Below are 25577 nucleotides of genomic sequence, written 5' to 3' on the forward strand. Positions count from 1 at the left end.
TCGGCACGAGCGGGCCCCGGGCTCGCGTCCGACTGGCTTTCCGCCCGGCGCCGGCGCAGGATGTGTCGTGCGAGAACGACCCCCAGCCGAGCCGACCCCGGAGGGTCAGTGGCCCGTCGACGCCGAGCGTCGGGCCGGGCGCCTGCGCGCCCTCCTGGGCTCGATGCGCATCCGCAAGAAGATGATCATCCTCCACACCGGGTTCTCGCTCACCCTGGCGCTGGTGCTGCTGCTCTCGCTGCGACCGGCGATCCGCGAGGTCGTGCAGGCCGCGGAGCGCCAGACCTGCCTGGCCGCCCTCGACATGCTCTCGCTCGACCCCACGCTCGCCCTGCGCGCCGCGCCCGAGCACGTCGAGCTGCGCGTGGGATCGGAAGAGGAACTGGGCCTGTCGTCGCGCCAGGCGCGCCTGGCGCGCGAGGCGGACGGCCTGCCCGTGTTCATCCACGGCGAGGTCACCCCTCAGCGCGTCGTGCGCCACGACGCGGCGCGCGACATCTTCCTGCTCGTGTCCGCCAACGCCGCCGCCGCCAAGGCGTCGGTGATCAAGCTGTACCTCTTCCTGACGGCTGCCCTGCTGGGCGTGTACTTCCTCATCGCGCTCTCGCTCGAGCTGGTGGTGCTGCCCCGGCAGGTGTACGAGCCGATCCGGGCGCTGCTGCGCGCCGACCTCGCGGTGCAGGAGGGGCGGCGCGCCGACGAGCTGATCGCGTCGAGCGAGATGCCCTCCGACGAGCTGGGCGAGATCATGCGATCTCGCAACGAATCGATCGTGCGCCTGCGCCGTCAGGAGAGCGCGCTCAACGACGCGCTGGAGCGAATCGAGAGCATCGCGGTCGAGCTGAAACGCAAGAACCACCTGCTCGAGACGGCGCGCCGGAACCTCGCCGATCAGGACCGTCTCGCGAGTCTGGGCATGATGTCGGCCGGCATCGCGCATGAGCTCAACACGCCCCTGGCGGTGCTCAAGGGGCAGGTCGAGCGGATCGCCTCCGAGCCGCAGCGGGGCGTGCCCGAGGCGCAGGCGCAGCTCATGCTGCGCGTCGTGCGCCGGCTGGAGCGCCTGAGCGAGAGCCTGCTCGACTTCGCGCGCGTCCGGCCCCCGGCGCGCGAAGCGGTCGCCATCCGCGCGCTCGTCGACGAATCGTGGACCCTCGTGCGCCTCGACCGCGAGTCGCGCGACATCGAGCTCCGCAACCTCGTGCCCGACACCGTCACCGTCACCGGCGACCCCGACCGGCTCGGGCAGGTCTTCGTCAACCTGCTGCGCAACGCCGCCGACGCGATGGACGGGCGCGGCGAGATCAGCGTCGCCGCCGAGCAGACGGTGCGCGAGGGGCGCCGGTGGACCTCGCTGCGCATTCAGGACCAGGGGCCCGGCATCCCGGCCGAGGTCCTCTCGCGCCTCTTCGAGCCCTTCGTCACCACGCGGCTCGACTCCAAGGGAACCGGGCTGGGCCTCGCGGTGTCCGAAGGGATCATCCGCGAGCACGGCGGGCTCGTGCTCGCCAGGAACCTCGCCGACGCGACCGGCAGAACCGGCGCCGAGTTCGAGATCATGCTCCCGGACGACCCGCCCGCGCCCTCCGTCGCCCCGGCGAACCCGCCGGCCCCTGGAACCCCGGGCGACGCTCCCCCGAACAGCCCGACGGTTGCGTCGCGCGGCGCTCCCGGCGAAGATGAAGCGTCCCATCCCACGCGAACCGAGGCCGAGTGAAAAGCCCCCCAGACCGCAAGCACGACGCCCCGGAGACGGGCCAGCCGCACCAGCCCCCGATGCCGGCGCTGTCGATCGTCTCGCTCGACGACGACCCCGACTTCCGCGAGTTCATCACGTCCACGCTGGAATCCGAGGGGCACGAGGTCCGCGCGGTCTCGACGCCCGACGAGTGTTTCGCCGCGATCGAGGCGCGCACGCCCGACGCGCTGCTGCTGGACATCAAGATGGGCCGCTATTCCGGCGAGGCGGTCCTCCTCGAGATCCGCAAGCGATGGCCGAAACTCTGCGTGATCGTCGTGACGGGGTACCCCTCGCTCGAGACGATGCGCCACACCTTCAAGCAGGATGTCTACGACTACCTCGAGAAGCCCTTCTCGCTCGACGAGTTGCGCGCCGTGCTCCGGGGCGCCGCCACCGAGTTCAACCTCGGGGGGCGCCCCCAGGACCGCCTGCGCCAGGAGTTGGGGCGCCAGATCCGCATGGCGCGCACGCAGCGGGGGTGGACGCTCAAAGAGCTCTCCGAGCATTCCACGGTCAGCGTCAGCCAGCTCTCCAGCATCGAGCGCGGCGCCCACCTGCCCAGCCTGGAGTCGCTTCTGGCGATCTCCGAGGCCCTCGATGTCTCCCCCAGCCAGTGGCTGTCGGAGGCGGGATTCTGACGCCCCGGCCCGGTTCCGGGATTAGACCCGACATGCGCCGCTGGGCGCCCCTCGCCTACGACCGCGACTGGCGACTCCCGGGCCCCGCTGGGAACTGATCGCTATTGGGAGGCGTGGCACGACTGCGGGGGATGCTACTAAGCACGCGGAAAGGTTCGATCACAGCTATGGTGGTCTGCGACACGCTGTCCGGATGCTATTGGCACATGCACTGTGACGCACAACCTGCGCATATACGCTCCAAAGCGACTAAAAAAGCCCCAGATAGGGGCTGGTTAGCTGCTGTGATGATCGGGTGTTTACAAATTAGAGTTGACGATGTTCAGATCAGTGAAATTCACTGTTCCGTCGCAGTTCAGATCGCCACTAAGTCCGATCCCACTCTGACCGAGCTGCGACAGAACGGTATTGAGGTCCGCAAAGTTCACGACGCCGTCGCCATTGGTGTCACCTTCCACAAAGAGTGAAAGGAACTCCGCTTCGTCGATGACATCAATCACCCCGTCGAGATTCCAGTCGAAGGCGATGTCATAGTCCGTGTCACCGTACGCGCTTCCGAAGGCGTTGTAGAAGGCGACTTTGTCACAAGCATCGATCCACCCATTGTTGTTGACATCAGCGAAGTCTGCAGACTTGATGCCAGCACCAAGAGCAGCTGCGAGCAGCGCCACATCAGCCGCATCATTCACGCCGTCGCCGTTGAAATCAAAATTTTCATCAAAGGCCCATGTCTGCGCGACGATCGCGGCTTCAAAGATCGCCAGGTCAGATTCCGTAACCCGGTTGTCGCCATCCAAGTCATTGCGCAGGCTGTCGAAATAAAAGAGTGAGATGTTGGTCGTGACGACGCCCGGCGAGATGGAGGTGGAGACAGTGTAGTCAGATGAACCAACGGATGGCGTAAATCCGATCGTGTCGAAGATCTGATTCCCGCCGACGATCGCCAGCTTCAGGCCGCGTACGTCGATCGAACTGGGCGAGAGTGTGATGGCGATTGCGGTAAAGAACTCGCGAAAATCAGCTGTACCAGTGAAAGCTGCCGTCGAATACGGGTCATACTTCACGGTCGCGATGCTTGTGGTGGACGCGCCGAAAGTATATTCGAGTGAAGCAGAGACGACTCCGGAGTAGAACTCAATCCTATTGGCGCAGGACGCAGGCGGGACGAAGCACCCCGCTGCGACATTAGTGGAGCTGGCCGAAGTGAGAAGGTTGGTGCTTGAAACAGATGGCCGGAAACGCGCGAGAGACTGGGCAAGGCCATCGACGTTGCCAATTGCCTGGATGATGGGGTCTGTAGACGAAGAAGTAAAATCCGTATCGGGCCCAAAGAACGTGAGCGGGACCGAATCACACAAGACAAAGGAAGTTTCGTTTGCCGTGACAACACCGACCCAAGACGTGATCGACGAAGGGTCAGAAAAATAATGCGTGATCAGAAACGATGAATTTGATGAGGAAGAAGAGCTGCAACTTCCGGGACTTCCGGCGCTTGCCAGAGGGGGGGCGGTGAAAATCCCCAAAGTCGAGACGGCAAGCAAGGCGATGCGAATTCTAAGCATTGGTGAATTCCTTCTTAAAATGCGATTGCTTCAATACAAACAAGTATTGAACATGGTCGTGGCGCAAGTGCGAGGAACCAAAGTGTCGCCAGAATATGCGTAGCATAGCACTCGTCGAGTTGCTTGTCAATACATACTCTCGGCTTGATTCTTTGCGGGGATCGCTGTGCCTTTAAGCGGGATTTCCCATTCGACTCTCCGTCCACGACCTGCCGCATGGCCGGATCGACCGACAGCTGCTCGGCATCGTTGGCGTCCTCGTACTCCGCCAGGCGGCTGTACTCGGATTGCCTCAGCAGCGCGATCATTGAGTGCCTCGTGTTCTTGCCCATCCGCCAATCATGCAAGACCCCTCACCGCCGTCGTAATCAAGCCCAGCGCATCATCGAGTTCGCGGTAGGCCAGGAGCCCCGCGTCGCTGGTCACCTTGGAACCGTGAAACTCCAGCTTCACGCGGCCCTCAAAAACGCCCCGCAGGGCGTCCAGTTTGCCCTCACCCATTGGATCCTCAGGACTTCAGTGTTCCAGCGTGTAGACAAAGCTTGTATGCCCGCGGTCAAACGCCACGCCATGATACCGGAAAGCAAGTTCCCATCTGGGAAATCCGGGTAGACATCGTTCGCGGCCCGACTATCCTTGCGGCCTCACGCCGCGGCTGTGGCGGAATTGGCAGACGCGCTAGGTTCAGGTCCTAGTGGGGGTAAAACCCCGTGGAGGTTCGACTCCTCTCAGCCGCATTCGAGATCCAGGTCTCCGCCCCGGCCCGGCCATCACGCCGGGCCGCGTCGTTTTTGGGGGGAAGGGAGTAGGGGGAAGGGAGTAGGGAGTGGGGAGTGGGGAGCAGGGGGGGAGAGGGGGATTCCGAACAAAATCCGATCGGGATGGGTCCGCAAAATCGGCTTGTGGCTGCAACAGAACCGGGGACCCTCGCGTAGCGGACAATTGTGAACATGTCTTTACGCGGGGGTTGAGTTTGTGTACGCTCCGACCCCCTGATTTTGCGCGGCGGTCCGCGCCCCCAGTTATGCCCGAAGGAGACAACCGAATGAACCGTCTGTCCAAGGCCCCCCTCGCGGGCCGAACCGAGCGCCGAGCGGGCTTCACGCTCATCGAGCTGCTCGTCGTGGTGAGCATCATCGCGCTGCTCATCGGCATCCTGCTGCCCACCCTCGGTGAGGCGCGCCGTCAGGCCGGCATCGTGTCCTGCGTCGCGACTATCCGCTCGAACGGCCAGGGCGCCGCGTCCTTCTCGTCCGACAACCAGGACCGCCTGCCCAGCGCCCCCGAAGGCAACGGCGCCACCCAGGGCCCGACCACCGGCGAGCGTGGGCGCCCGGCGTTGGTCATGGCCAACTCGCTCGACGGCGGGCTGAACGGCTTCCGCTTCCGCCCCCAGGAGCGCCAGACCCCCGCCGGCCTTAACTACCAGACGTACAATACTGCGGCCGACTCGAAAGCCATTGGCGTCGAGGGCTTCTGGTTCGTCGCCTTCGGCAACTACATGGTCGAGGCCCGCGGCGACGCCATGCTGCAGGAGCCGTTTCTCTCTCCGACGGACCGTAGCCGCAAGAACTCGTGGAACACCTACCGCAACACTCCCCCGGACGGGCGCAATTCCGAGACCTACCTGGTCGCTTCGACCTACTGGTATGTCCTGCCCGCGCTCTTCGAGACGCGCCTGTTCTCGCGTAACGGCCCCTTCGGCGATCAGGCCGGCGGCGGCGGCGCGCAGGTGAACGTCCAGGAAGCCCGCGTCTTCCATCGCGCCACCAGCGTCGCGTTCCCCTCGAACAAGGTCGCCTTCTACCAGCACTACGCGACGCACGACCGCGGCGCGTCGTTCTGGAACAACCGCGGCTCCACCTTCAAGGACGGCACCGCCACCAGCGTCGCGCAGTTCGACGGCAGCGCCAAGAGCGTCCTGCCCTGGCGCGAGAGCCAGGTCTTCCAGCCCGATCAGGCCGGCAGCGCGTTCACCGAGGACGCCGGTCCCGTGCGCGACATGCCCGCCCAGCTCGGGCCCGCGTTCGGCGCTCCCTACTCGCGCCGCAACCAGTACTTCCGCTTCACCTTCGGCGGTCTCGGCGGGCGCGATCTCCCCTGAGTTCCTGCTGAAGCGCATCAGGCAAACCGCCTGAATCCTCGCTACACTCCACGCCGCGGGACTCGTCCCGCGGCGTGTTGTTTTTCCCCTCGCTGTGAACCTTGCGAGACAGAACTGATCATGAACGACAAAGTCAAAGTCATCGTCGCGGTCGTCCTCCTCGTCGCCGCTGTCGGCATTATCGTCTGGTACCTCGGTCGCGGCGGCAGCGCCCCGACCGGGGCCCAGCTCGAGGGCCTGCAGGGCGCGCCCGCGCAGGAGTGATCCGCTCCCGCGCTCGCCGAACCGCACCGTGAACACACCGCCGCGTCTGCGCACCGCGCTGTTGCTCGGCCTCGACGAGGCCGGGTACGGCCCGTTTCTGGGCCCGCTGTGCGTCGGCGCGGCGGTGTTGCGCGCGCCGATGGACGACGCGACGCGCCCGCCCGACCTGTGGCGCCTGCTCTCGGGCGCTGTCTGCCGCGAGCCGAAGGAGTCGACGGCGCGGACGCCTCGCGTCTGCGTGAACGACTCGAAGGCCCTCAAGCGCGCGACGCGCGCCGGCGCCGACCCCCACGCCGCCGCTCTCGCGGACATCGAGCTCTCGCTGCTGTCGTTCCTCGCGTGCCGCGACGGGGGGTGCGTCGCCGACGACGCGTCGCTGTTCGGGGCGCTGCGCTGCGCGGCGCTGGAGCGCGAGGCGGTCGCGAGCCCTCGCCCGCTCCCCCTGAACCACGACGCGTCGCTGGTGCGTCTGCGCGCGTCGGCGCTGTCGGGGGCGATGGCGCGGGCCGGCGTGACGCTCGAATCGCTCGCGGTGCACGCGCTGCCGGCGCGCGAGTTCAACGACGCGTGCGAGCGGCTGGGATCGAAGGCCGCGATCACGCTGCGCGACGCGCACGCGGCGCTGCGCTCGCTGTGGGGCTCGCTGGCGACCGAGGCGCGAGAGGGCGACGACCCGGCGATCGGGTACGCGTTCCTCGACCGGCAGGGGGGCAGGACGGATTACGCCGACCTGCTGGCGAGCGTGGACGCAGGGGCGACGATGAGCGTCAAGCGGCGGACGCCCGCGCAGTGCGCGTATGTGCTGCGCGACGGGCGGCGCGAGCTGCGCGTGATCGTCGAGGTTGGCGCCGATTCGCGCCGGTTCCCCGTGGCGCTGGCGAGCATGGCCGCCAAGTACGCGAGAGACCTGTCGATGCTGCGTTTCAACGCCGAGATGGGCGCGCGGTTCCCCGAGGTGAAGCCGACGCAGGGGTACGGGGTGGACGCGAAGCGCTGGATCCGCGAGGCGTCGTCGCTGCTGTCGCGCCCGGAGCTCGACGCGATCGTGAGGCGCCGATGAGCGACCTGGACCGCGAGATGCTGGACCTCGCGGCGCGCGCGGGCCGGCGCGCGCAGGGGCGCGTCGAGCCCAACCCGCTCGTGGGGTGCGTCATCGCGTCGCCCGACGACCCCGGGCTGGTCATCGCCTGCGGCCATCATCGCGAGTTCGGGGGCCCGCACGCGGAGATCGACGCGCTGCGCAACGCGGCCCAGCAGGGCGAGCCCGTCGCCGGCGCGACGGTGTATGTGACGCTCGAGCCCTGCGCCCACCAAGGCAAGACGCCCCCCTGCGTCGACGCGCTGATCGAGGCGCGCGTGGGCGAGGTCGTGATCGCGCGCCGCGACCCGCACCCCAGCGCGAAGGGCGGGGCCGAGGCGCTCCGTCGCGCAGGGATCGCGGTGCGTTTCACGGACGCCAGTGAGCACGCGACGCGCCTGTCCGACCCCTTCTGCCTGCGCGTCGAAGAGGGGCGCCCCTGGGTGATCGCGAAGTGGGCGCAGACGCTGGACGGGCGCGTCGCGACGCGGACCGGCGATTCGAAGTGGATCTCGGGCGAGCGATCGCGCGCGATGGTGCATCGCTGGCGCGGGCGCGTCGACGCGGTGCTCACCGGCGTGGGCACGGTCGTCGCGGACGACCCGATGCTGACGGCGCGTGCGCCACGCCCGGCGCGACGCGTCGCGCTGCGCGCCGTGGTCGACCCGTCGCTGCGCACCCCGCCCGGCGCGACGATCGTGCGCACCGCGTACGAGACGCCCGTCGTGCTGTTCTGCGAGCCCGACGCCGCCGATCGCGCCGACGCGCTGCGTGATCGCGGCGTGGTCGTCGTGCCCATCGGCCCCGATCGTCACGACCCGGCGCGTCTCGACCTGCGCGAGGCGATGGAATGGCTCGCGCGCGAGCGCGGGGCGACGAATGTGCTCCTCGAGGCCGGGCCGGGGCTGCTCTCGTCGATGCTGCGCGCCGACCTGATCGACGAGGCGCGCGTGTTCGTCTCGCCCGTGCTCCTGGGGGACAGGGCCGCGATCCCGGCGTTTGACCTCCGACCGCTCGACCGCCTCGCCGACGCGCGCCGCGTCGAAACAACGGGCGTCCGGCGCATCGGCGACGACGCGCTGCTCACGCTGCGATTCCGGTGATGGATCACTCGGCGTCGAGCCACGCGCGCAGCAGGCGCGGCGTCTGGCTCTCGGCGTAGCGGCGCTCGACGCGCTCCTCGCGGACCACGAGGACGCGGCCTCGCTCCGACGGCTCCCAGCGCAGGCCCAGCGCGGCGCGGTCGTCGTCGGCGAGCCCGTAGAGTCGCACGCTGGCTTCGTTCGGCGGCGCGTCTGACTGCGCGAGCGAGACGCTCGACGGCTGCGCGTTGGCGAGGAACTGCAGCACCAGGTCGATGGCGCCCGGGTCGTCGGCCGGGTTGAGCTGGCGCTCCGCTTCGCTGCCCAGCGCGACCCAGGACATGACTTCGCGCCGGAAGGCGCCCTCGCGCCCTCGCTCGTCGCGCAGGGCGATCATGCCGATGTCGGCCGGCGACGCGCCGGTCGACGACTGCGCGAGCAGCTCGGCGAGCGCGACGACGAGCCGATCGAGCGACGCGCCGCGCACGAGCACGGGCACGCCGTCGACTTCGCACAGGACGCTCTCGCCCGAATCGTCGAGCGTGCCGATGACGCGCAGCGCCGTCGCGTCGGTGGTGGTCGCGACGCCCCCGTCGTCTGCACGGAGCGTGCGCCGGTCGGTCTCGACGACGACGGCGCGCAGCGCGGTGGAGTGCGCCGGCTGCGCCCTCGCGGCGGCGACGTCTTCGGGCGACGCGAAGCGCTGCACGCGAAGGTCGATCATCGCACCCAGCAGCGCGCCGATGCGCCGCTCGTCGGCGCGGCTGCGCAGCGGTTCACGAACGCGCCAACGCCCGGCGGTGCGCGCGAGCGAGATCGCCTCATCGTCCGCGTAGGCGAGTGTGATGCGCGACGCTTCGACCTCGACCCGGGGCATGGCGACGGGGCTGCGCCACGCGTCGGGGCGGATGTCGCCGAGCGCCTGGGCCAGTTCGACGGAGGCCGACCCGTACCCGCCGCGCTCGTTGGCGAGGAGGGCGCGCCCCCCGAAGGCCGCCTCGCCGCGCTCGAGCGTGAGGACCGATTCGTGGTCCCCGAAGCGGATCGCGACGCGCGTGCCGTCGCGCACCGACGCGCCTCGCCCCTCGATGCGGACCTCGCTGAGCAGGCGGAGCGTGGCGCGGACCGCGGGCTCGTTGGCCGGCCACCCGTCGTCGCTGAAGACCCACGCCCCGTCGGGGGTGCGCCGGAGCGACAGGGCCGGCGAGCGCCCCAGCGGCGGGGTGATGTCGAGCGAGGTGGCTTCCCAGACCTGCCGCGGGACGAGGGGCTGTCCGGTCGCGTCGGCCTCGGTGGACGGTCGGGCGCCGCTGACCAGCGCGAGCGCGAGCGCCACGAGGGCCGCGGCGAGGAGGCCGGCGATGATCAGCGCTCGCGTCAGCATGCCCACAATGTATCGCGTTCGGGCGCGGCGCGCCCGTTCACCCTCGGAGGATTCGGAGGAGCGCGCCCAGGAGAAGCGTCATCGTCGCGGGGCCGAGGATGCAGAGCCACCAGAGCAGGCGCAGCGAGCCGGGGGGGATCGGGCGCACGCGCGGGCCGGCGTCGCGCGACGAGCCGGGCGCGATCAGGTCGTCCTGGCCCGCGAGCCAGAGGACGCTCGCGTCGAAGAGTTCGAGGTTGCCCGGGTTGGTCTCGACGACGCGCCCGTCAACCTCCTGCGTCTGCTGGGCGAGGGCGTCGAGGAACCAGCCGTTGCTGCCCACGACGACGACGCGCTGAGGGGCGGTCGTGCTTTCGAGGAAGCGCTCACCGGCGGCGGCGACGATCCATGGCCCGCCCCCGAGGTCGACGCGCGGGTCGAACTCCGCCGTCGCGGCGCCCCCTCGCGCAAGCGTGGGCCACTGCGACTCGCCCCAGATCCGGTCGCTGCGATCGACGAGGAGCAGGGGGGTGAACACGGTTTCGCCCCCGTCCACCGGCTCGATGAGCATCGACGAGGGCCAGAGCAGGACCGTCGCGAGCCCGTCGAGGGCGGCGCCGATGGGGTGGTCGCGCTCGGCGCGCAGGAGTCGGAAGGCGGAGCCCGAGCGGGGCCCCGAGGGAGTCGACATTGTCTCGACGAGCGGCCTGCCCGACTCCACGCGAAGCCCCAGCGGCGCGAACGGCGCGACGAGCGGGTCGGGCTCGCCCACGCGCGGCAGGAGCGAGGGCGTCGCGCTGAGCAGGATGTTCTCGCCCTCGCTCACGAGCGATTCGACGGCGCGCGCGAGCATGCCCATGCGCCCGGCCGCCTCGGCGACATCGGAACGACCGGGCAGGACGATCCAGACGACCGGGCGCCCTGCGGCGCGCGCGTCGGCGAGCGAGGGGCGCGCCTGGTCGACGCCGGTCGCCCACTCGCGCACGAGCATGCCCCGGGCCGAGACGCGATCGAGCAGCTGGCGCATCGCGCCGGCTGCGTCGGTCTGCGTCGGGCCGAGGGGCTCGAGGATGCGGACCTGCTGGCTATGAACGAGCACGAGGACCGGCGCCGAGGCGCCTCCGGCGGCGGCGAGGGCCGACGAGATCGCGTCCTCGGCGGCGAAGCGGATGCGCCCCGCGCCGCCCGGGGCGTCGGGACGCTCGGCGAGCACGCTCTCGATGCGGATCGCGACGACCTCGTCTTTGGAGAGGATGACCGCGACGTCCTGGCTCTGCAGGAGTTTCAGCGTGTCGAGGAGTTTGACGCGCGGGGCGCGCATGATCGCGTCGTGGGCGCGCAGGGCCTCGTCGCGCGCCAGCTCGGCCTCGCGCTGCACGGCGCGGGCGTCGGGGGCGATCGCGCCGAACTGCTCGCGCGGCGCGAGCTGCGAGGCGGCGCGCGCGATGGTCTCGAGCGCGTCGGCGGCGCGCTTCAGCACCACGCCCAACGAGCCCTGCGCGGCCGGGATGTCCGGCAGTTCGACGCCGGCGACGCGCACCACGCCTGCAACGGGGAACGAGTCGGCGACCTGCGTGAGTTCGCGTTCGTGCACGCGCGGGACGGCTGCCAGCTCGTCGAGCGCGCCGAGCAGTTCGGGCGACTCGCCCGGCAGCGCGGCGCTCCACGCGCCCAGGCGCGAGCCCATCGCCTGCAGTCGCCCGGCGATATCGCGGGCGGCGTCGGCGGCGCGCCGGATGTCCTCGCGCGCTTGCGCGACCTCGGCCTCGCGAAGCGCGAGCAGGCGCGTGGGCAGCGTTTCGAAGGAGGCGCGCCCGACGGGCGAGGAGGGGTCGAGCCACGCGGCCGACAGGTTGGGCGAGGCGCGCCCGAGCGTGTCGAGAAGATCGACGAGCCGGCGCGCCGAGGCCTGGTCGAGCCGATCGCCGCCGGCGACGACGATGAGCTCGTGCGGCGTGTCGAGGGACGCGAGCATCGCGAGGGTGCGCGGCGAGAGGGAGTGCTCGCGCGTCGCGGTGACATCGAGTCGCACGCGCCGTGTCTCGGCGAGGAACTGGGCCGCGGCGCAGAACACCGTGGTGACCGCGATGAGCGCGAGCGTGAGCAGGGCGTAGCGGACGCGCCGGGCCGACGCGCCGCGAGACGCCGCGCGGAAGGCGTCGCGTTCGGTGGTGTTGCCTGGGGAGGGCGTGTTCGTCATCGCCACCTCCTCAGCGTGAGCATCGCGCCGGAGAGGACGAGGAACCAGGCGCTCGCGACGAGGAAGAAGACGACGTGCGAGGTGTCGATGACGCCCTTGGCGAAATCCCCCATGCGCATGTCGATGGACAGCGGGTAGAGATACTGCGCCCACGGGTCGCCCAGGTACGCGGCCCCCTGGAGCGTGGCGATGCGCAGGAGAAGGAAGAAGAACAGCGACGCGAGGAACGCGACGATCTGGCTGTCGGTGAGCGTGGAGAACAGCAGCCCGACGCTGAGATAGAGCGCGCCGACGAGGACGAGACCGAGGTATCCGGCTCCGATGGGGCCGTAGTCGGGGTCGGCGAAGACTTCGAGCACTCCGACATAGACGAGCGTGGGCGCGAGCATCGCGAGCAGGAACCCGGCGGCGCCGAGGTACTTCCCGACGACGATGGCCCAGTCCGAGACCGGCGAGGTCATCAGTGGCTCGAGCGTGCCGACGCGCTGCTCGTCGGCGAGCAGGCGCATCGACGCGGCCGGGGCGACGAAGAGCAGCAGCCAGGTCGAGACGGCGAAGAACCCGCGCAGCGTCGCGGGCGAGCCCGGCTGGAGACTGCCCAGCGCGAAGACCGCGCCGCTGAGGGCGAGGTAGAGCGCGATCACGACCCAGCCCATCGGCTGGCGGAAGAACCCGGCGAACTCGCGCGACGCGATGGCGAGCACGCCCCTCATGACAGGGCCTCCTCGTCGGCCTGGGCGATCGCGCGAGCGAAGACGTCCTCGAGCGACGCGTGCTCGGCGTGCAGCTCACGCAGGGCGGCGCCGGCGCGATGCAGCTCCGCGGCGAGTCGTTCGCGAAGGTCGCCGGCGCCCGGCGCGGGCTCGACGCGCAGGCGCGCCCACCCATCGGGCAGCGTCTCGCCGACCGCCATGCCGACGCCCCCGGTGGCGCGCGCGGCTTCGATGAGCGCCTCGACCGAGTGTCCGTCGCGCGGCTTGGCCTCGACGCTGATCGACGCGGCGCGGGCGACGCTCCGGGTCAGCTCGTCGGGCGACCCGTCGGCGCGGACCTTGCCCCGGGCGATGACGATGATCCGATCGCAGGTCCGCTCGACTTCCGGCAGGATGTGCGAGCTGAGCAGGAGCGTGCGATCTCCGGCGAGGTCGCGCAGGAGGCGGCGCGTCTCGATGATCTGCGTGGGGTCGAGCCCGCTGGTGGGCTCGTCGAGGATCAGCACGGGCGGGTCGTGCAGGAGCGCCGACGCCAGCCCGACGCGCTGCCGGTATCCCTTGCTGAGCTGCCCGATCCGTTTGCGTCGGACCTCGCGCAGCCAGCAGCGATCGACGACCCGGCCGATCGCTGCACGCCGGGCCGGGCGCGCCATCGCGAACAGGCGACCCCGGTAGTCGAGAAACTCCTCGACGCGCATCTCGCGATAGAGCGGGGCCGACTCGGGCAGGTACCCGATCCGTCGCCGGACCTTGTGGCTCTCGTCCACGCAGTCGAACCCGTCGACGCGCGCCGAGCCGGCCGAGGGGGCGAAGAACCCCGTCAGCACGCGGATCGTGGTCGTCTTCCCGGCCCCGTTCGGGCCCAGGAACCCCACGACCTGCCCCCTGGGCACGGAGAACGACACCCCTCGCACGGCGGCGAAGGCGCCAAAGACTTTCCAAAGCCCGTCCGCTTCGATCATGAGAAGGGGCACAGTACCGCTGGTGGTGCGTCCGATGTCAAGGGGTCCGGTCTCATCGGTCCTACGCGTAGGACCGATGCAGGTTTCCTCTTCCTGCGTACACTCCGCGGCCCGGAGACCGCCTTGCCCGACGACATGAACCGACAGTCGGAACACCCCAGCGAGAACGGCCGGCCCGTTCGTCCGGGGATCGACCGCCCTCGCCTCTTCGTGCTCGACACAGCCGAGCCCGGCGAGCAGGCGCTGCTGTGTCTGCGCGGGCAGTTCGATGTTTCGGTCCTGCCGCTCAACGAGTTCCGTGCCGCGGATTTCGATCTCGCGCTCGTGCCTGCGTCGATCCGCGCGTCCGACCTGACCGGGCTGACCATCGGCGCGCGCGCCGTGCTCGACTCGCTGGGCGAGGGCGCGTGCCTGTGCGACACCGAGGGGTCGCTCGTCTGGTGCACCGGGCGCTTCGACCTCTTCGACCAGCCCACACGCGAGAAGATCATCGTCGCCTGCCGCGAGGCCGCATCCCGGTACGGCGCGATGTTCGCCGAGATGGTCGAGTATGACCGCACCCGCCCGATCCCGACGCGCAAGATCGTCGTCACCTCCGACGAGTCCTCGCGTGTGTTCGAGGTCATCATCTCCGCGGTGCTCGACGCCGAGCTGGCGCTGCAGGGCCGGGCGGTCCTGCGCCGCGTCGCGGCGGTCGTGTTCGACATCACCGCCGCCCGCCGGGCGTCGCAGAAGACCCAGACGATCGAGCGTGCCGCCGAGGAGCTGGTGCGCATCGAGCCCGACACGGTCCGAAAGATGCACGTCGCCGAGCGCCTGAACCTGCTGCGGCAGCGCATCGTCACGCTCGCGCACGAGCTGCTCCAGTTCGACCACTTCGCGATCTGGCTCGTCGAGCCCGACACGAAGCGACTCGAGTTGGTGATGAGCACGGGCCTCTCGCCCGAGGTGCAGACGATCGACCTGTACGCGATGCCCGAGAACAACGGAATCTCCGGGTATGTCGGCGCGACCGGCCGGTCGTACATCTGCCACGATGTCGCCAAGGACCCCCGCTATATCAAGGGCATGGACACGCCCGGCAGCTCGCTGACGCTCCCGCTTCTGCTGAACGACAAGGTCATCGGCGTCTTCAACATCGAATCCAACCGGATCGGCGCCTTCAGCGAGGACGACCGGCACTTCGCCGAGAACTTCGCGCGGTACGTCGCCCTCGCGCTCAACATGCTCAACCTGATGGTCGCCGAGCGCATCGCGACGAGCGCCACGGTGTCGGAGCGCGTGGAGGGATCGATCTCCGAGCCGCTCAACGACCTGATGATCGAGGTCGACTGGCTGCGCGAGCAGGCGGCGGTCGCCGACCCCAAGATCGCGGTGCATGTCGCGCGCATCACCAAGGACATCGAGGCGATCCGCTCTCGCGTCAAACAGGCGGCCAGCGGCGCGAGCACGATCCTCGGGATCGACCGCGAGCTCGAGCGCAAGGACCACGACCCGCTCATCGCGGGGCGCACCATCCTCCTCGCCGACGACGACCCGGTCATCCGCGACCTGGCGCGGAGCGTCCTGCTCCATCGCGGCGCAGTCGTGCGCGAGTGCGAGAACGGGAAGGAAGCACTGAAGATCCTGCGCACCCCGGAGGGCGAGCCGCTCGCGGTCTCGCCCGTCGATCTGATCGTCTCCGACATCCGAATGCCCGACCACAACGGCTACGAGATCTTCGCCGCGGCCCAGCGCATCCCGAACCCTCCACCGGTGATCCTGATGACCGGGTTCGGCTACGACCCGCACCACTCCATCGTTCGTGCGTCGCAGGAGGGCCTGCAGTGCGTGCTCTTCAAGCCGTTCCAGATCGATCAACTGATCGCCGAGGTCCACAAGGCCTTCAGCGCGCCGTGACCGGCCTCGCGCCGACGATCACGCGCTCGAACCCCTCGAAATCCTTCAGCACCCGGGCCCGCTCGAAGCCGGCGCGTTCGGCCAGCGCCCTCGCGTCGCTCGCGTGCGACGCGGCGACCTCGACGAGCAGCTCTCCCCCCGGGCGCAGCAGCGCGCCGGCCCGGGCGAACAGCGGGCGCGCCAGGTCGAGCCCGTCCGCCCCGCCGCGCAGCGCCGATTCGGGCTCGAACAGCTTGACGTTGGGTTCGACCGCTTCCCACTCGTGGTCGGGGATGTAGGGAGGGTTGCTCAGCACGAACGCGAAGCCATCGGGGGCGATCCCGCGGTGCGCGGCCTCGATCGGCGCGAGCAGGTCGCCCTGCGCGAGGGTGAGTCGATCGAGGACCCCGTGTCGCTGGGCGTTCATCGCGGCGACCGCGAGCGCGTCGTCTGAGAGGTCGCTCGCGATCCCCCGTGCGCCGGGGAGGTTCTTCAGCAGCGCGATCGCGATGCACCCGCTGCCGGTGCACACATCCGCGAAGACCAGACCGGCGCCGTCGGGGCCGCAGCCCAGACTCGCGCAGTCCTGGCGCACGCGCTGAAGGGCGTGCTCCACGATCGTCTCGGTCGCCGGGCGAGGCACGAGGACGCGCCGGTCGACGTGGAAGGGCAGCGAGAAGAACCACGCCTCGCCCACGAGGTACTGGACCGGCTCGTGCTTGAGCGCACGACCGACGAGCGTGCGCAGGGCGACGCGCTCCGCCTGCGACGCCGGGCGATCGGCGTGCGTGTAGAGCGCGAGGCGGTCGCACGCGAAGACATGGCACAGCAGAAGCTCGGCCAGCAGGCGGGGAGAGTCCAGCCCCTTGTCCCGGAAGGCGCCGGTCATCCAGTCGAGCAGGCGGCGCGTCGTCCAGGCCTGCGCGTCGGTGTTCCCGGGGGGGGCAGGGGCGTCGGCGCTCGCTGGGGGGGGCGTGGTCATCCGACGCGAGTGTAGTGACGCCCGTGGCGGCTAGCATTCTGGATGACGAGGGCGTCCGCCGCGCCGAGCGCGTTTGAGGTTGTGGATCTGCGACGGATGGGCTACGCGCCCGCCTACGACGCGCAGATCGCCCACCTCGAGCGCGTGCTCGCGTCCCGCGAGGCGGAGGGCGACAGCCGACGCTCCGCCGGCTTTCTCCTGCTCGTCGAGCACGACCCACCGGTCATCACGATCAGCCGCAGGCCCGCGGCGGCGGAGCACCTGCTCGCGTCGACCGAGCTGCTCGCGCGGGCCGGCATCGAGATCCAGCCCACCGACCGGGGTGGCGACATCACCTACCACGGGCCCGGGCAGCTCGTGGCGTACCCGATCCTCGACCTCAACCTGCTCGGGCTGCGCCTCCACGAATACATGCGCGCCCTCGAGGACGCGGTGATCGCGCTGTGCGAATCGTTCGGCGTGAGCGCCGTGCGCGACCAGCACGCGACGGGCGTCTGGGCCGCCGACGACACGGGCGCCGCCGAACGGAAGATCTGCGCGATGGGCGTGCGCGTGAAGCGGTGGGTCTCGATGCACGGGCTCGCGCTGAATGTCACGACGAACCTGGCGCACTTCGATCACATCGTGCCCTGCGGCCTGGCGGGCAGACCGGTGACCTCGCTGCGGCGCGAGCTGGGCGATCGGAGCCCGACGATGGACGAGACGAAGGACGCGTTGATCCGAGAGCTGGATGCGGTGCTCTCGCCTCGGCTCACGAGATCATCGTCTGCGCCCGGTCCGGACCGACGCTGAGCACATCGACCGGGAGGCCGATTTGCTCCTCGACGAACGCCACGTAGCGGGCGGCGTTCGCCGGCAGGGCGGCGCGATCGGTGCACGACGCGATCTCTTCGCCGAACCCGGGCAGCGTCTCATAGACCGGCTGCGCGACGGAGAGGTCGTGCGCGTCGGGCGGGAATCGGTCGGTGATCTCTCCACGCACGCGGTACTTCGTGCAGACCTTGAGCTCGTCGAACCCGCTGAGCACATCGAAGAGCATCAGCGCCAGCCCGGTCGCGCCGTTGATCATCGCGCTGTAGCGGACGGCGACGAGGTCGAGCCAGCCGCAGCGACGGGGGCGACCGGTGGTGGTGCCGTACTCGCGTCCGCGCTCGCGGATGCGCGCGCCGGTGTCGTCCTTGAGTTCGGTGGGGAAGGGGCCTGCGCCGACGCGCGTGGAGTAGGCCTTCATGACGCCCAGGATGCGCCCGATTTTCTGGGGGGGGATGCCCGTGCCGGCGCCGATGCCCAGCGCGCAGGTGCTCGAGCTGGTGACATAGGGGTAGGTGCCGTGGTCCACGTCGAGCAGGGTGGCGTTGGCGCCCTCGAAGAGGATCGTCTTCCCGGCGCGTTCCATGTCGTGCAGCATGTAGACGGTGTCGGCGATGTGGGGGCGGAGCCGCTCGCCCCACGCGACGCACGATCTGAACTGCGCGTCTGCGTCCCACGCGACGGCGAGCGCGGCGTCGTTCGTGAGCGCGCCGAGAGTGCGTGCCTTGAGCGCGCAAGCGAGGTCGAGCTTGGATCGCAGCGCGTCGGGGCGCAGCAGGTCGCCGACGCGGATCGCTGTGGCGCGCTGCACCTTCTCGGCATAGGCCGGCCCGATGCCGCGCTTGGTCGTGCCGATCGAGAGGTCGCCCCCGGCGCCGCCCGCGTCGCTCATCGATCCGCGGCTGAGCATCTGCTCGCGCAGGGCGTCCTCGGCTTTGTGATAGGGGAGGACGACATGGGCGCGATCGGAGACGACCAGGCCCGAGGTGTCGACGCCGCGCGCGCGCAGGCCGTCGATCTCCTTGAGGAGCGTCTCGGGGCAGACGACGACGCCGTTGCCGATGACAGCCGGCTTGCCCGGGAAGAGGATGCCCGAGGGCATGAGGTGCAGGGCGTAGCGCTCCCCCTTGACGACGACGGAGTGACCGGCGTTCGCGCCGCCGTTATACCGGACAACCGCGTCGTGGGAGCGCGCGAGGATGTCGACGACCTTGCCCTTGCCCTCGTCGCCCCACTGGAGGCCGATAACCGCGGTGCATGACGCGTGACGCGATGGATTGGGGTTCGGCACGGTGGAGAGGCCCTGCGCAGGGAGTTTTTTGGTGAGTTTCGTACGCGCGCTCGGGGCTCGCGGGTCAAGACGGGTGGCGCATTCGCCGATGCTGCGTCTATCCACGCGGAGACGATGCCCTTATGCCGAGCGATGTTATCCGCATCATGTGTCCGAAGCTGACCTGCCGCAAGGTTCTCGCTGTCCCCGTGACGGCACGGGGACGGACCGTTCGCTGCCGGTCGTGCGGAGCCACGCTGCGCGTGCCCACGAAGCAGGACGAAGCGGCGCTCAACGCGAAGAACGCGCCCAACGCGCCGCCTCCCGAGCAGGCCGACGCGGCCTGAGGGGAGCGTTTCAGCGAAGGTCGTCCTCGTCTTCGTCGTCGTCGCTCGTGAAGAAGTCGAAGTCGAAATCGTCGTCGTCGTCCTGACGCTCGATCATCTTCGAGAGCGGGTCGTCGAAACCGCCCGAGCCGGAGCGGTCGCTGTCATCCTCGTCCTCGTCGTCGTCGCCCGAGCGCACCGGGGGGGCCGGGGCCTTGGGCTTGGCTGCGCCGACGGCGGCCGCCGCCGGGGCGCTCGCGCGCACCGGCTGGTCCATCATCGACGAGCCGTCAGGGCCGACGCCGTCGCCCTCCTCCGGAGGGGTCACCACGTCGGGGATACCGTCCACAACCACGGTGAAGGTCGTCGGGCCCACCCTGACCAGATCCCCTGCGCCCAGCGTCGCTTCCGTCACGCGCTTCCCGTTCAGGAAGGTCCCGTTGCTCGAGCCCAGGTCGCGCAGCACGACCTCGTCGTCCTCGACCCGGAACTCGCAGTGGTGTCGGGACACGATGCCCACGGGGATCCTCAGGTCAGCGGCGGTGTCGCGTCCCACGACGCACTTCCCGCCTTTGACTCGGAAATCAACCCGTGTACCGTCTGGCTTGAACGCCACGAGCGTCACATTCACGCGGATGGATCCCTTCCGTAACGAGCGGCGTTCCTCAAGACTGTCCGGCCTGTCCGTGCAGACGGGCGGGACTCCACGCTGACCACGCCCCGAACCGGCGAGAGGACAGTATAGAACTGCCCCAGTACGAGCAAGACCGAGGGCGGAACCGTTCGGCGTCCAACGCCGACGCGAGCGACGCCCTCTCCTCCGACCACGAGCCGGCGAGGTCGCTCTATCTCCATGTCCCGTTCTGCTTCCACAAGTGTCACTACTGCGACTTCTACTCCTTCGTCGATACGCAGGACAGGCAGGGTGCGTTCCTCGACGCCCTCGAGATCGAGTTGGCCTCGCTCGCCCGGCACGCCGGCCCCCTCAGGACCATTTTCGTGGGGGGGGGCACCCCTTCCCTCCTGCACACCGACCTCTGGACCCGCCTGCTGGCGTCTCTGGCCCGCCTGTTCGATCTGGAGCGGCTGGACGAGTTCACGGTCGAGTGCAACCCCGAGACCGTCACCGAGGCCCTGGCTGGCGTCCTGAAGGCCGGGGGCGTCACCCGGGTTTCGATGGGGGCCCAGTCCTTCGACCCGCGCCACCTCAAAACCCTCGAACGCTGGCACGACCCGGCGAGCGTCCCGAGGGCCCTGCGCCTCGCCGCCGACGCGGGGATCCAGCGAAGATCGATCGATCTGATCTACGCGATCCCGGGCCAGACCCTCGACGACTGGAAGCGCGACCTCGACATCGCGCTCTCGCTGCCCCAGAACATCGGCGTCGAGCACCTCTCGTGCTACGCCCTCACCTACGAACCAAACACCGCGATGACCAGACGGCTCGCCCTCGGGCGCTTCACGCCTGCCGACGAGGACCTCGAGGCCGATATGTTCGAGACCACGGTCTCGACGCTGCGCGGCGCTGGGCTTGAGCGATACGAGGTCAGCAACTTCGCGCGCCCGGGGCGCGAGTGCGCGCACAACATGGCGTACTGGCGCCAGGAATCCTGGCTCGCCGCGGGTCCGTCCGCGTCGGCGCACCTGCGCCTGCGCGACCCGGTCGCCGGTGGGTGGAGGTGGAAGAACCTGCCCCGGCTCACCGACTGGATGGAGGGCGTGCACGCGAACAACGCGCTGCCCCCGGTCGTCGATCTGGAGCCACCCGACCCGCGCCGCGCGCTCGCCGAGCGGATCATGACCGGGCTGCGCCTCGCCGAAGGGATCGACGCGGAATCGCTGCGCCGGGACGTGCGCGCGGCCGCGCCGGAATCCCTCGACGCGCTGCGCGACTCGATCGCGCACGAAACGACAACCGGCCTGCTGCGCGAGCAGGCCGGTCGGTTGGTTCTCTCGGATCGCGGGTTCCTCTTCGCCGACGGGATCGCGTCGCGCCTCATGGCGCCGCTCCTGCGCGCCGCGCGATGAGCGTCACTTCTTCCCGGCGAAGAACTTCTTCACGCGATACACCGTGACGGCGCGCCCGATCGCGGCGATGGACTCGGTGAGCGGGATCTCCTTCGGGCAGACCTTCACGCAGTTCTGCGCGTTGCCGCACTCCGACACGCCGCCCGCGCCGGACATGACCTCGAGGCGATCGTTCGCGAGGACCGAGCCGGTGGGGTGGCTGTTGAAGAGCCGGGTGAGGCTGATGGAGTGCGCCCCGATGAACGAGGTGTCCCACTCGCTCTTGTCCTCGACCTTCTCGAATTGGGGGCAGGCGTCGAGGCAGCAGCCGCAGGACATGCACTCGGAGAGCTTGTAGCGCACCTCCTGCTGCTCGGGGGTCTCTTTGGGTCCCGAGCCGAGGTGGTAGGTGCCGTCGATGGGGACCCAGCCCTTGATGCGCTTCTGGTTGTGGAACATGCGCTCGCGATCGACGAGCAGGTCGCGCACGACCGGGAACTTGCTCATCGGCTGGAGGGAGATCTCTTCGCCGTCGCGCGTGACGTACTGGCCGACGAGCGCCGTGCACGACTGGCGCACCTTGCCGTTGACGCGCATGGTGCAGGCGCCGCAGACCTGCTCGAGGCAGCCCGAGTCCCACACGACGGGCTTGGACTTCTTGCCCTCGACCGTGGTGGGGTTGGCGGCGATCTGCTGGAGGCACGAGAGCACGTTGGCCGTCGGCTCGGCGTTGACCTCGAAGGTCTCCCAGAACGACGGTTTGCCGGGCCCCTCGCAGCGCTCGATGCGGAACCGCACCTTCACGGTGCGCATGCCGCCGCGCTGCTGTCCCTGGTTCTGCGAAGGAGCGTTCGTCGTGGTGCTCATCGTCGTCCTGCCGCGCGTCGCGGCGAAAAGAGATGCTGTCAGAACCGATCCGCGCCCGTTCGGGCCGCGAGGGGAATCAGGCCGGCGTGGAGCCGGCGCCGGCGGGCTCGCGCGCCTTGGCCGGGTCGCTCGACGCCGCGGGCTTCTTCGGCGCGTCGCCCTCGACCTTGCCGTAGGTGCGCTTTCTGGGCTTCACCAGGGGCGTGGGGAGGTCCTCGAAATCGATGGAGACGCGCCCGTTCTCGAACTTCGCGACGGTGGTTTTGAGGAACCGATCGTCGTTGCGCTCGGTGAAATCGGTGCGGTAGTGCGAGCCGCGGGACTCCTCGCGCGCCAGCCCGCCGCGCAGGTTGGCCTCGGCGAGGAAGAACATGTCGTTGAGCGCCCGCGCGAACGAGAGCGACTGGTTCGTCCACATGCCCGAATCGGCGAGCGTGATGCGCTTGAAGCGGTCGCGCAGCGCGTCGACGCGCTCGATCGCCTTGCGCAGGCGGGCGTCGCTCTTGACGACTGTTGACGCTTCGGTCATCTCGGCGCCGAGTTCGCGGTGGAGAAGGTACGGGTTCTCGTCGCCCGTCGAATCGACGAGGCGCTTGATCTTCGCCTCTTCCTGCGCGACGGCGGCGTCGTACAGCGTCTGGGGGCGCTGGCCCGCAGGGGGGCGGTTGACATCGCGCACGTAGTTCACGACGCCCATGCCGCAGAACAGCCCGTCGAAGATGCACGAGAGCAGCGCGTTGGCGCCCAGGCGGTTGCCGCCGTGGTACTGGTAGTTGACCTCGCCGAAGGCGTAGAGCCCGGGCACGTTGGTCATCATCGAGTTGGGGGCGCCGAACACCATGCCCTTGTTGTCGTCCTTGGGCGTGAAGGTGGTGTAGAGCCCGCCCATCGAGTAGTGCACGCCCGGGAAGATGCGCATGGGCATCTCGGCGGGGTCCTCGCCGACGAACTTGCGGTAGATCTCGATGATGCCCCCGAGTTTGCGCTCGAGGTACTCGCGCCCCAGGTGCGTGAGGTCGAGGTAGACCTGGTTGTCGCCTCCCACGCCGAAGCCGTCGACGCAGATCTGGAAGATCTCGCGCGTCGCGATGTCGCGAGGGACGATGTTGCCGTACTTGGGGTACTTCTCCTCGAGGAAGTACCAGCGCTCGCTGTCGGGGAGCTGGCGCGGGTCGCGCCCGCTGTCGGGGTGGGGCTTCCACGCGCCGGTCGCGTCTTTCTTCGCCGGCACCCAGACGCGCCCGCCCTCGCCGCGCGCGGATTCCGACATCAGGCGCAACTTGTCGGCCCCCGGGATCGCCGTCGGGTGGACCTGGATGAACTCGGGGTTGCCGTACCACGCGCCGGCCTGGAAGCAGCGCGCCGCGGCGCCGCCGGTGCACATGACCGAGTTGGTCGACTTGCCCCACACGAGCCCGGGCCCGCCCGTCGCCATGACGACGGCGTCTGCGCGGAACGAACGGACCTGCATCGTGCGGAGGTCCTGCGCCACGATCCCCACGCACGACCCATCGTCCGCGAGGATCGGCCAGAGGAACTCCCAGTGCTCGTACTTGCTGACGAGGCCCTCGACCTCCCAGCGGCGGACCTGCTCGTCGAGCGCGTAGATGAGTTGCTGGCCGGTCGTCGCGCCTGCGAAGTGCGTGCGCTTGTAGAGCGAACCGCCGAAGAGGCGCAGGTCGCGCTGCCCCTCGTGCGTGCGGTTGAAGGGCACGCCCATGCGATCGAGCAGGTCGATGATGCGCGGGGCCCAGTGCGCCATCTCGTAGACCGGCGCCTGGTGCGCGAGGAAGTCGCCGCCGTAGATCGACTCGTCGAAGTGCTCGTACTCGCTGTAGCCCTGCTGGCGCGCGATCTCGTTGCAGGCGTTGATGCCGCCCTGCGCACAGACCGAGTGCGACCGCTTGACAGGCACGACCGAGAACAGGTCGACCGGGACGCCGGCCTCCGCGATGCGCACCGTCGCGGCAAGGCCCGCGAGTCCGCCTCCGACCACGATCACGCGCTGCTTGGCGCCGCCTGCTGAACTGACCATCGTGACTCTCCTGTCGGGAGCGTCGCGGCGAACGCCGCGGGCGCTCTGCGGATTACTTCGCCGGGATCGCGCTGGTGGATACTTCGGACTCGGGGGTCGATTGGGTCAGCGCCTCTTCGATCTCGACGGCGCGCTCGAGGCGCATCGCCTCTTCGACCCGGCGTGCCTCGGCCGGGCTGAGCATCGCGAAGCCGATCACCGCTGACCAGCCGGCGAGCATCAGCCCGGCGCCCAGGGCGGCGCAGACATAGCCCCAGCGTCGCTGCGCCGCGGTGGTGATCGTGATGCCCCAGGTGATCGCGGCGGTCCACAGACCGTTGGCGAAGTGGAAGACGAGCATGGTGACGCCCAGGAAATAGAAGAGCGACACCGCGAGGCCCATCGCGGTGAAGTCCTCGCCGCCGCGAAGCGCAGACGCGAGCGTGGACGCCGAGTAGTGGTGGCTCCACTTCGTGCCCCCGGGCACGAGGAAGGTCCAGCCCCAGCGCAGCGTGGCGATGTGGTAGAAGATGAAGAGGATGCCGAGATAGCCCGACACGCGCTGCAGCGTGTACCGCCAGTTGCCCTGGTACTTGTACGCGCCGGTGTTGGGTTTGCCCTGGAAGGCGTACACGAAGCCGAGCGCGGAGTGGAAGCCGATCGCCAGCCACAGCGTGATCTCGATCAGGATCAGGAAGGGCAGGTTGTTGATGAACTCAACCTCGTGCTGGAAGGTGGCGACGCCGGCGTCGCCGTACTTGTCGGCGCCGCGGGGCAGCGCGCGCGCCCAGAGGATCGAGGAGTTCGTCGTGAGGTGCGCGATGAGGAAGACGCCGATGGGCACGATCCCGGTGAGGGAGTGCAGGCGGCGCATCAGGAAGTGGTGGCGCTCCAGGAAGCTCAGCCGTTTGGCAGGCGCGGTGTTCGAATCCGACACGCGGATGACTCCTTCACCGCCCGGCGACGGGTCGCCTGGGCCCAGTGAGATGCGCCGAGCGGTGCGTTCCGTCCGCGACCGCCGGCGTGTGTATCGATCGTCGCAAGTCTAAGTGTCGTCCTGTCAATCGGCAACGCGTGCGGTCTGACAGCAACGATCACGCCGGATCGCCGGGGATCGCTCGGACATCCGCATCGCTTGCTGCCGCAATCCCCGCTCAGGTCGAGGTGGGGAAGGTGAACACCGAGTCGGGGCCGCTCTGGGGCATCCCCCCGGCGGCCTGCTTCTTCCTCGCCTCGGCGACCATGCCGGTGAGTTGCACGAACCGCGAACGGAGCTCCCTCAGGACCTCCGTCAGCTCCTCGTTCTCGTCGTTGGTCAGGTTGCCCTTGGTCTTCTCGGCGAGCGTGGCCAGCAGGTCGATCGTGTGGGCGGCGACATCGAGGGCGACCATCGCGCGACCCTGCTCGTCGGGGATCGCGCCCATGTACATCAGCGCCTGCGTCGCGAGCATCCCCACCAGCGTGCGGAAGTCGGCAGGGGGCATCCCATCGGCGTCGGCCCCTCCGGACTGGGCGGCCTTGGCCTGTTCCTGCTGGGCGAGACGCTCTTTCTCGGCCTGCGCCTGGGCTTTCCAGTCCGAGTCGATGATCAGTTTCGGTTGTTCGGCGCCGTCGGACATGGTGGCTCGCTCGCTGGGTTGGGGCCGGGTCGCGGCGGGGAAAGGCGTCCGCTGCTCGCGTGAACCGGCGCAGGAAGTCAGGTACTGTAGACGGGAG

General features: G+C 69.4%; 23 protein-coding genes, 1 tRNA gene and 1 pseudogene. 11 read left to right on the top strand and 14 right to left on the bottom strand.

Annotated features, from left to right (window positions below; translation table 11 throughout):
- Window positions 1–67: 67 nt before the first annotated feature.
- Window positions 68–1717 (top strand): hypothetical protein, encoded by a 1650-nt coding sequence (locus tag KF684_09235; protein ID MBX3353108.1) that lies wholly within the window; start codon window positions 68–70, stop codon window positions 1715–1717.
- The gene (locus KF684_09240) at window positions 1714–2379 is read left to right on the top strand and encodes a response regulator (protein ID MBX3353109.1); all 666 of its coding nucleotides are present in this window, start codon (window positions 1714–1716) and stop codon (window positions 2377–2379) included. Before KF684_09235 ends, KF684_09240 begins: the two co-directional genes overlap by 4 nt.
- 299 nt (window positions 2380–2678) lie before the next feature.
- Here KF684_09240 and KF684_09245 read toward each other — a convergent pair whose 3' ends face one another.
- The 3 genes from KF684_09245 to KF684_09255 are packed head-to-tail and all read right to left on the bottom strand — an operon-like array spanning window position 2679 to window position 4442.
- Window positions 2679–3941, bottom strand: a complete 1263-nt coding sequence (locus KF684_09245) for a hypothetical protein (GenBank protein ID MBX3353110.1) — start codon at window positions 3939–3941, stop codon at window positions 2679–2681.
- Between the two features lie 14 nt (window positions 3942–3955).
- A complete protein-coding gene (locus tag KF684_09250; protein ID MBX3353111.1) occupies window positions 3956–4273 on the bottom strand; it encodes a hypothetical protein in 318 nt (105 codons plus the stop codon).
- A 7-nt stretch (window positions 4274–4280) separates the two neighbouring features.
- The gene (locus KF684_09255; GenBank protein MBX3353112.1) at window positions 4281–4442 is read right to left on the bottom strand and encodes a hypothetical protein; all 162 of its coding nucleotides are present in this window, start codon (window positions 4440–4442) and stop codon (window positions 4281–4283) included.
- Window positions 4443–4592: 150 nt separating this feature from the next.
- Between KF684_09255 and KF684_09260 the strand changes: the two genes are divergently transcribed.
- The 5 genes and pseudogenes from KF684_09260 (at window position 4593) to ribD (ending at window position 8490) form a co-directional block, all read left to right on the top strand.
- Window positions 4593–4678: transfer RNA gene (locus KF684_09260), tRNA-Leu, on the top strand.
- A gap of 308 nt (window positions 4679–4986) precedes the next feature.
- Window positions 4987–5133: pseudogene (locus KF684_09265) on the top strand (prepilin-type N-terminal cleavage/methylation domain-containing protein).
- Between the two features lie 1032 nt (window positions 5134–6165).
- Complete coding sequence (locus KF684_09270; protein ID MBX3353113.1) at window positions 6166–6309, top strand: hypothetical protein; 144 nt, start codon at window positions 6166–6168, stop codon at window positions 6307–6309.
- 28 nt (window positions 6310–6337) lie between these two features.
- Window positions 6338–7369 (top strand): hypothetical protein, encoded by a 1032-nt coding sequence (locus KF684_09275; protein ID MBX3353114.1) that lies wholly within the window; start codon window positions 6338–6340, stop codon window positions 7367–7369.
- Window positions 7366–8490, top strand: a complete 1125-nt coding sequence (gene ribD / locus KF684_09280) for a bifunctional diaminohydroxyphosphoribosylaminopyrimidine deaminase/5-amino-6-(5-phosphoribosylamino)uracil reductase RibD (protein ID MBX3353115.1) — start codon at window positions 7366–7368, stop codon at window positions 8488–8490. The genes KF684_09275 and ribD overlap by 4 nt, the downstream gene beginning before the upstream one ends.
- Window positions 8491–8494: 4 nt before the next feature.
- Here ribD and KF684_09285 read toward each other — a convergent pair whose 3' ends face one another.
- Genes KF684_09285 through KF684_09300 form a run of 4 tightly spaced genes read right to left on the bottom strand, consistent with a single transcriptional unit; the run spans window position 8495 to window position 13707 of the window.
- Window positions 8495–9853 (bottom strand): hypothetical protein, encoded by a 1359-nt coding sequence (locus KF684_09285; protein ID MBX3353116.1) that lies wholly within the window; start codon window positions 9851–9853, stop codon window positions 8495–8497.
- 37 nt (window positions 9854–9890) lie between these two features.
- Window positions 9891–12032, bottom strand: a complete 2142-nt coding sequence (locus tag KF684_09290; protein ID MBX3353117.1) for a hypothetical protein — start codon at window positions 12030–12032, stop codon at window positions 9891–9893.
- The gene (locus KF684_09295; protein ID MBX3353118.1) at window positions 12029–12745 is read right to left on the bottom strand and encodes an ABC transporter permease subunit; all 717 of its coding nucleotides are present in this window, start codon (window positions 12743–12745) and stop codon (window positions 12029–12031) included. The genes KF684_09290 and KF684_09295 overlap by 4 nt, the downstream gene beginning before the upstream one ends.
- Window positions 12742–13707 (bottom strand): ABC transporter ATP-binding protein, encoded by a 966-nt coding sequence (locus tag KF684_09300; GenBank protein ID MBX3353119.1) that lies wholly within the window; start codon window positions 13705–13707, stop codon window positions 12742–12744. Before KF684_09300 ends, KF684_09295 begins: the two co-directional genes overlap by 4 nt.
- 135 nt (window positions 13708–13842) lie before the next feature.
- Here KF684_09300 and KF684_09305 point away from each other — a divergent pair, with 135 nt between their 5' ends.
- Window positions 13843–15606, top strand: a complete 1764-nt coding sequence (locus KF684_09305) for a response regulator (GenBank protein ID MBX3353120.1) — start codon at window positions 13843–13845, stop codon at window positions 15604–15606.
- Here KF684_09305 and prmC read toward each other — a convergent pair.
- Window positions 15593–16567, bottom strand: a complete 975-nt coding sequence (gene prmC, locus KF684_09310) for a peptide chain release factor N(5)-glutamine methyltransferase (protein ID MBX3353121.1) — start codon at window positions 16565–16567, stop codon at window positions 15593–15595. The two genes, KF684_09305 and prmC, sit on opposite strands and share 14 nt — an antisense overlap.
- A gap of 42 nt (window positions 16568–16609) precedes the next feature.
- Here prmC and lipB point away from each other — a divergent pair, with 42 nt between their 5' ends.
- Complete coding sequence (gene lipB, locus KF684_09315) at window positions 16610–17359, top strand: lipoyl(octanoyl) transferase LipB (protein ID MBX3353122.1); 750 nt, start codon at window positions 16610–16612, stop codon at window positions 17357–17359.
- On the opposite strand, the gene KF684_09320 is transcribed toward lipB, so the two are convergent.
- Window positions 17319–18773 carry an adenylosuccinate synthase gene (locus tag KF684_09320; protein MBX3353123.1) on the bottom strand — a complete coding sequence of 485 codons (1455 nt, stop codon included), beginning with the start codon at window positions 18771–18773 and terminating at the stop codon, window positions 17319–17321. The two genes, lipB and KF684_09320, sit on opposite strands and share 41 nt — an antisense overlap.
- Window positions 18774–18790: 17 nt before the next feature.
- On the opposite strand from KF684_09320, the gene KF684_09325 reads away from it, so the two are divergent.
- Window positions 18791–18994 carry a hypothetical protein gene (locus tag KF684_09325; protein ID MBX3353124.1) on the top strand — a complete coding sequence of 68 codons (204 nt, stop codon included), beginning with the start codon at window positions 18791–18793 and terminating at the stop codon, window positions 18992–18994.
- Window positions 18995–19004: 10 nt separating this feature from the next.
- Here KF684_09325 and KF684_09330 read toward each other — a convergent pair whose 3' ends face one another.
- Window positions 19005–19604 (bottom strand): FHA domain-containing protein, encoded by a 600-nt coding sequence (locus tag KF684_09330; GenBank protein MBX3353125.1) that lies wholly within the window; start codon window positions 19602–19604, stop codon window positions 19005–19007.
- Window positions 19605–19612: 8 nt separating this feature from the next.
- Between KF684_09330 and hemW the strand changes: the two genes are divergently transcribed.
- Window positions 19613–21001: a radical SAM family heme chaperone HemW gene (hemW, locus tag KF684_09335; GenBank protein MBX3353126.1), complete on the top strand. Its 1389-nt coding sequence runs from the start codon at window positions 19613–19615 to the stop codon at window positions 20999–21001.
- Between the two features lie 3 nt (window positions 21002–21004).
- On the opposite strand, the gene sdhB is transcribed toward hemW, so the two are convergent.
- The 4 genes from sdhB to KF684_09355 form a co-directional block, all read right to left on the bottom strand.
- Window positions 21005–21793 (bottom strand): succinate dehydrogenase iron-sulfur subunit, encoded by a 789-nt coding sequence (gene sdhB, locus KF684_09340; protein ID MBX3353127.1) that lies wholly within the window; start codon window positions 21791–21793, stop codon window positions 21005–21007.
- 130 nt (window positions 21794–21923) lie between these two features.
- Window positions 21924–23882 carry a succinate dehydrogenase flavoprotein subunit gene (gene sdhA, locus KF684_09345; protein MBX3353128.1) on the bottom strand — a complete coding sequence of 653 codons (1959 nt, stop codon included), beginning with the start codon at window positions 23880–23882 and terminating at the stop codon, window positions 21924–21926.
- A gap of 52 nt (window positions 23883–23934) precedes the next feature.
- On the bottom strand, window positions 23935–24798 hold the full coding sequence (locus KF684_09350) for a hypothetical protein (protein ID MBX3353129.1): 864 nt from the start codon (window positions 24796–24798) through the stop codon (window positions 23935–23937).
- Window positions 24799–25015: 217 nt separating this feature from the next.
- The gene (locus KF684_09355) at window positions 25016–25480 is read right to left on the bottom strand and encodes a DUF1844 domain-containing protein (protein MBX3353130.1); all 465 of its coding nucleotides are present in this window, start codon (window positions 25478–25480) and stop codon (window positions 25016–25018) included.
- Window positions 25481–25577 lie beyond the last annotated feature (97 nt).

The organism is Phycisphaeraceae bacterium (assembly GCA_019636675.1).
GTDB lineage: Bacteria > Planctomycetota > Phycisphaerae > Phycisphaerales > UBA1924 > JAHBXC01.

Bases quoted from the DNA above. Each gene is read 5' to 3' on its own strand.
- KF684_09245 (MBX3353110.1), bottom strand. From the start codon at position 3,941: ATGCTTAGAATTCGCATCGCCTTGCTTGCCGTCTCGACTTTGGGGATT.
- KF684_09250 (MBX3353111.1), bottom strand. From the start codon at position 4,273: ATGGGCAAGAACACGAGGCACTCAATGATCGCGCTGCTGAGGCAATCC.
- KF684_09255 (MBX3353112.1), bottom strand. From the start codon at position 4,442: ATGGGTGAGGGCAAACTGGACGCCCTGCGGGGCGTTTTTGAGGGCCGC.
- KF684_09270 (MBX3353113.1), top strand. From the start codon at position 6,166: ATGAACGACAAAGTCAAAGTCATCGTCGCGGTCGTCCTCCTCGTCGCC.
- ribD (MBX3353115.1), top strand. From the start codon at position 7,366: ATGAGCGACCTGGACCGCGAGATGCTGGACCTCGCGGCGCGCGCGGGC.
- KF684_09285 (MBX3353116.1), bottom strand. From the start codon at position 9,853: ATGCTGACGCGAGCGCTGATCATCGCCGGCCTCCTCGCCGCGGCCCTC.
- KF684_09290 (MBX3353117.1), bottom strand. From the start codon at position 12,032: ATGACGAACACGCCCTCCCCAGGCAACACCACCGAACGCGACGCCTTC.
- KF684_09295 (MBX3353118.1), bottom strand. From the start codon at position 12,745: ATGAGGGGCGTGCTCGCCATCGCGTCGCGCGAGTTCGCCGGGTTCTTC.
- KF684_09300 (MBX3353119.1), bottom strand. From the start codon at position 13,707: ATGATCGAAGCGGACGGGCTTTGGAAAGTCTTTGGCGCCTTCGCCGCC.
- KF684_09305 (MBX3353120.1), top strand. From the start codon at position 13,843: ATGAACCGACAGTCGGAACACCCCAGCGAGAACGGCCGGCCCGTTCGT.
- prmC (MBX3353121.1), bottom strand. From the start codon at position 16,567: ATGACCACGCCCCCCCCAGCGAGCGCCGACGCCCCTGCCCCCCCCGGG.
- lipB (MBX3353122.1), top strand. From the start codon at position 16,610: ATGACGAGGGCGTCCGCCGCGCCGAGCGCGTTTGAGGTTGTGGATCTG.
- KF684_09325 (MBX3353124.1), top strand. From the start codon at position 18,791: ATGCCGAGCGATGTTATCCGCATCATGTGTCCGAAGCTGACCTGCCGC.
- sdhB (MBX3353127.1), bottom strand. From the start codon at position 21,793: ATGCGCACCGTGAAGGTGCGGTTCCGCATCGAGCGCTGCGAGGGGCCC.
- sdhA (MBX3353128.1), bottom strand. From the start codon at position 23,882: ATGGTCAGTTCAGCAGGCGGCGCCAAGCAGCGCGTGATCGTGGTCGGA.
- KF684_09355 (MBX3353130.1), bottom strand. From the start codon at position 25,480: ATGTCCGACGGCGCCGAACAACCGAAACTGATCATCGACTCGGACTGG.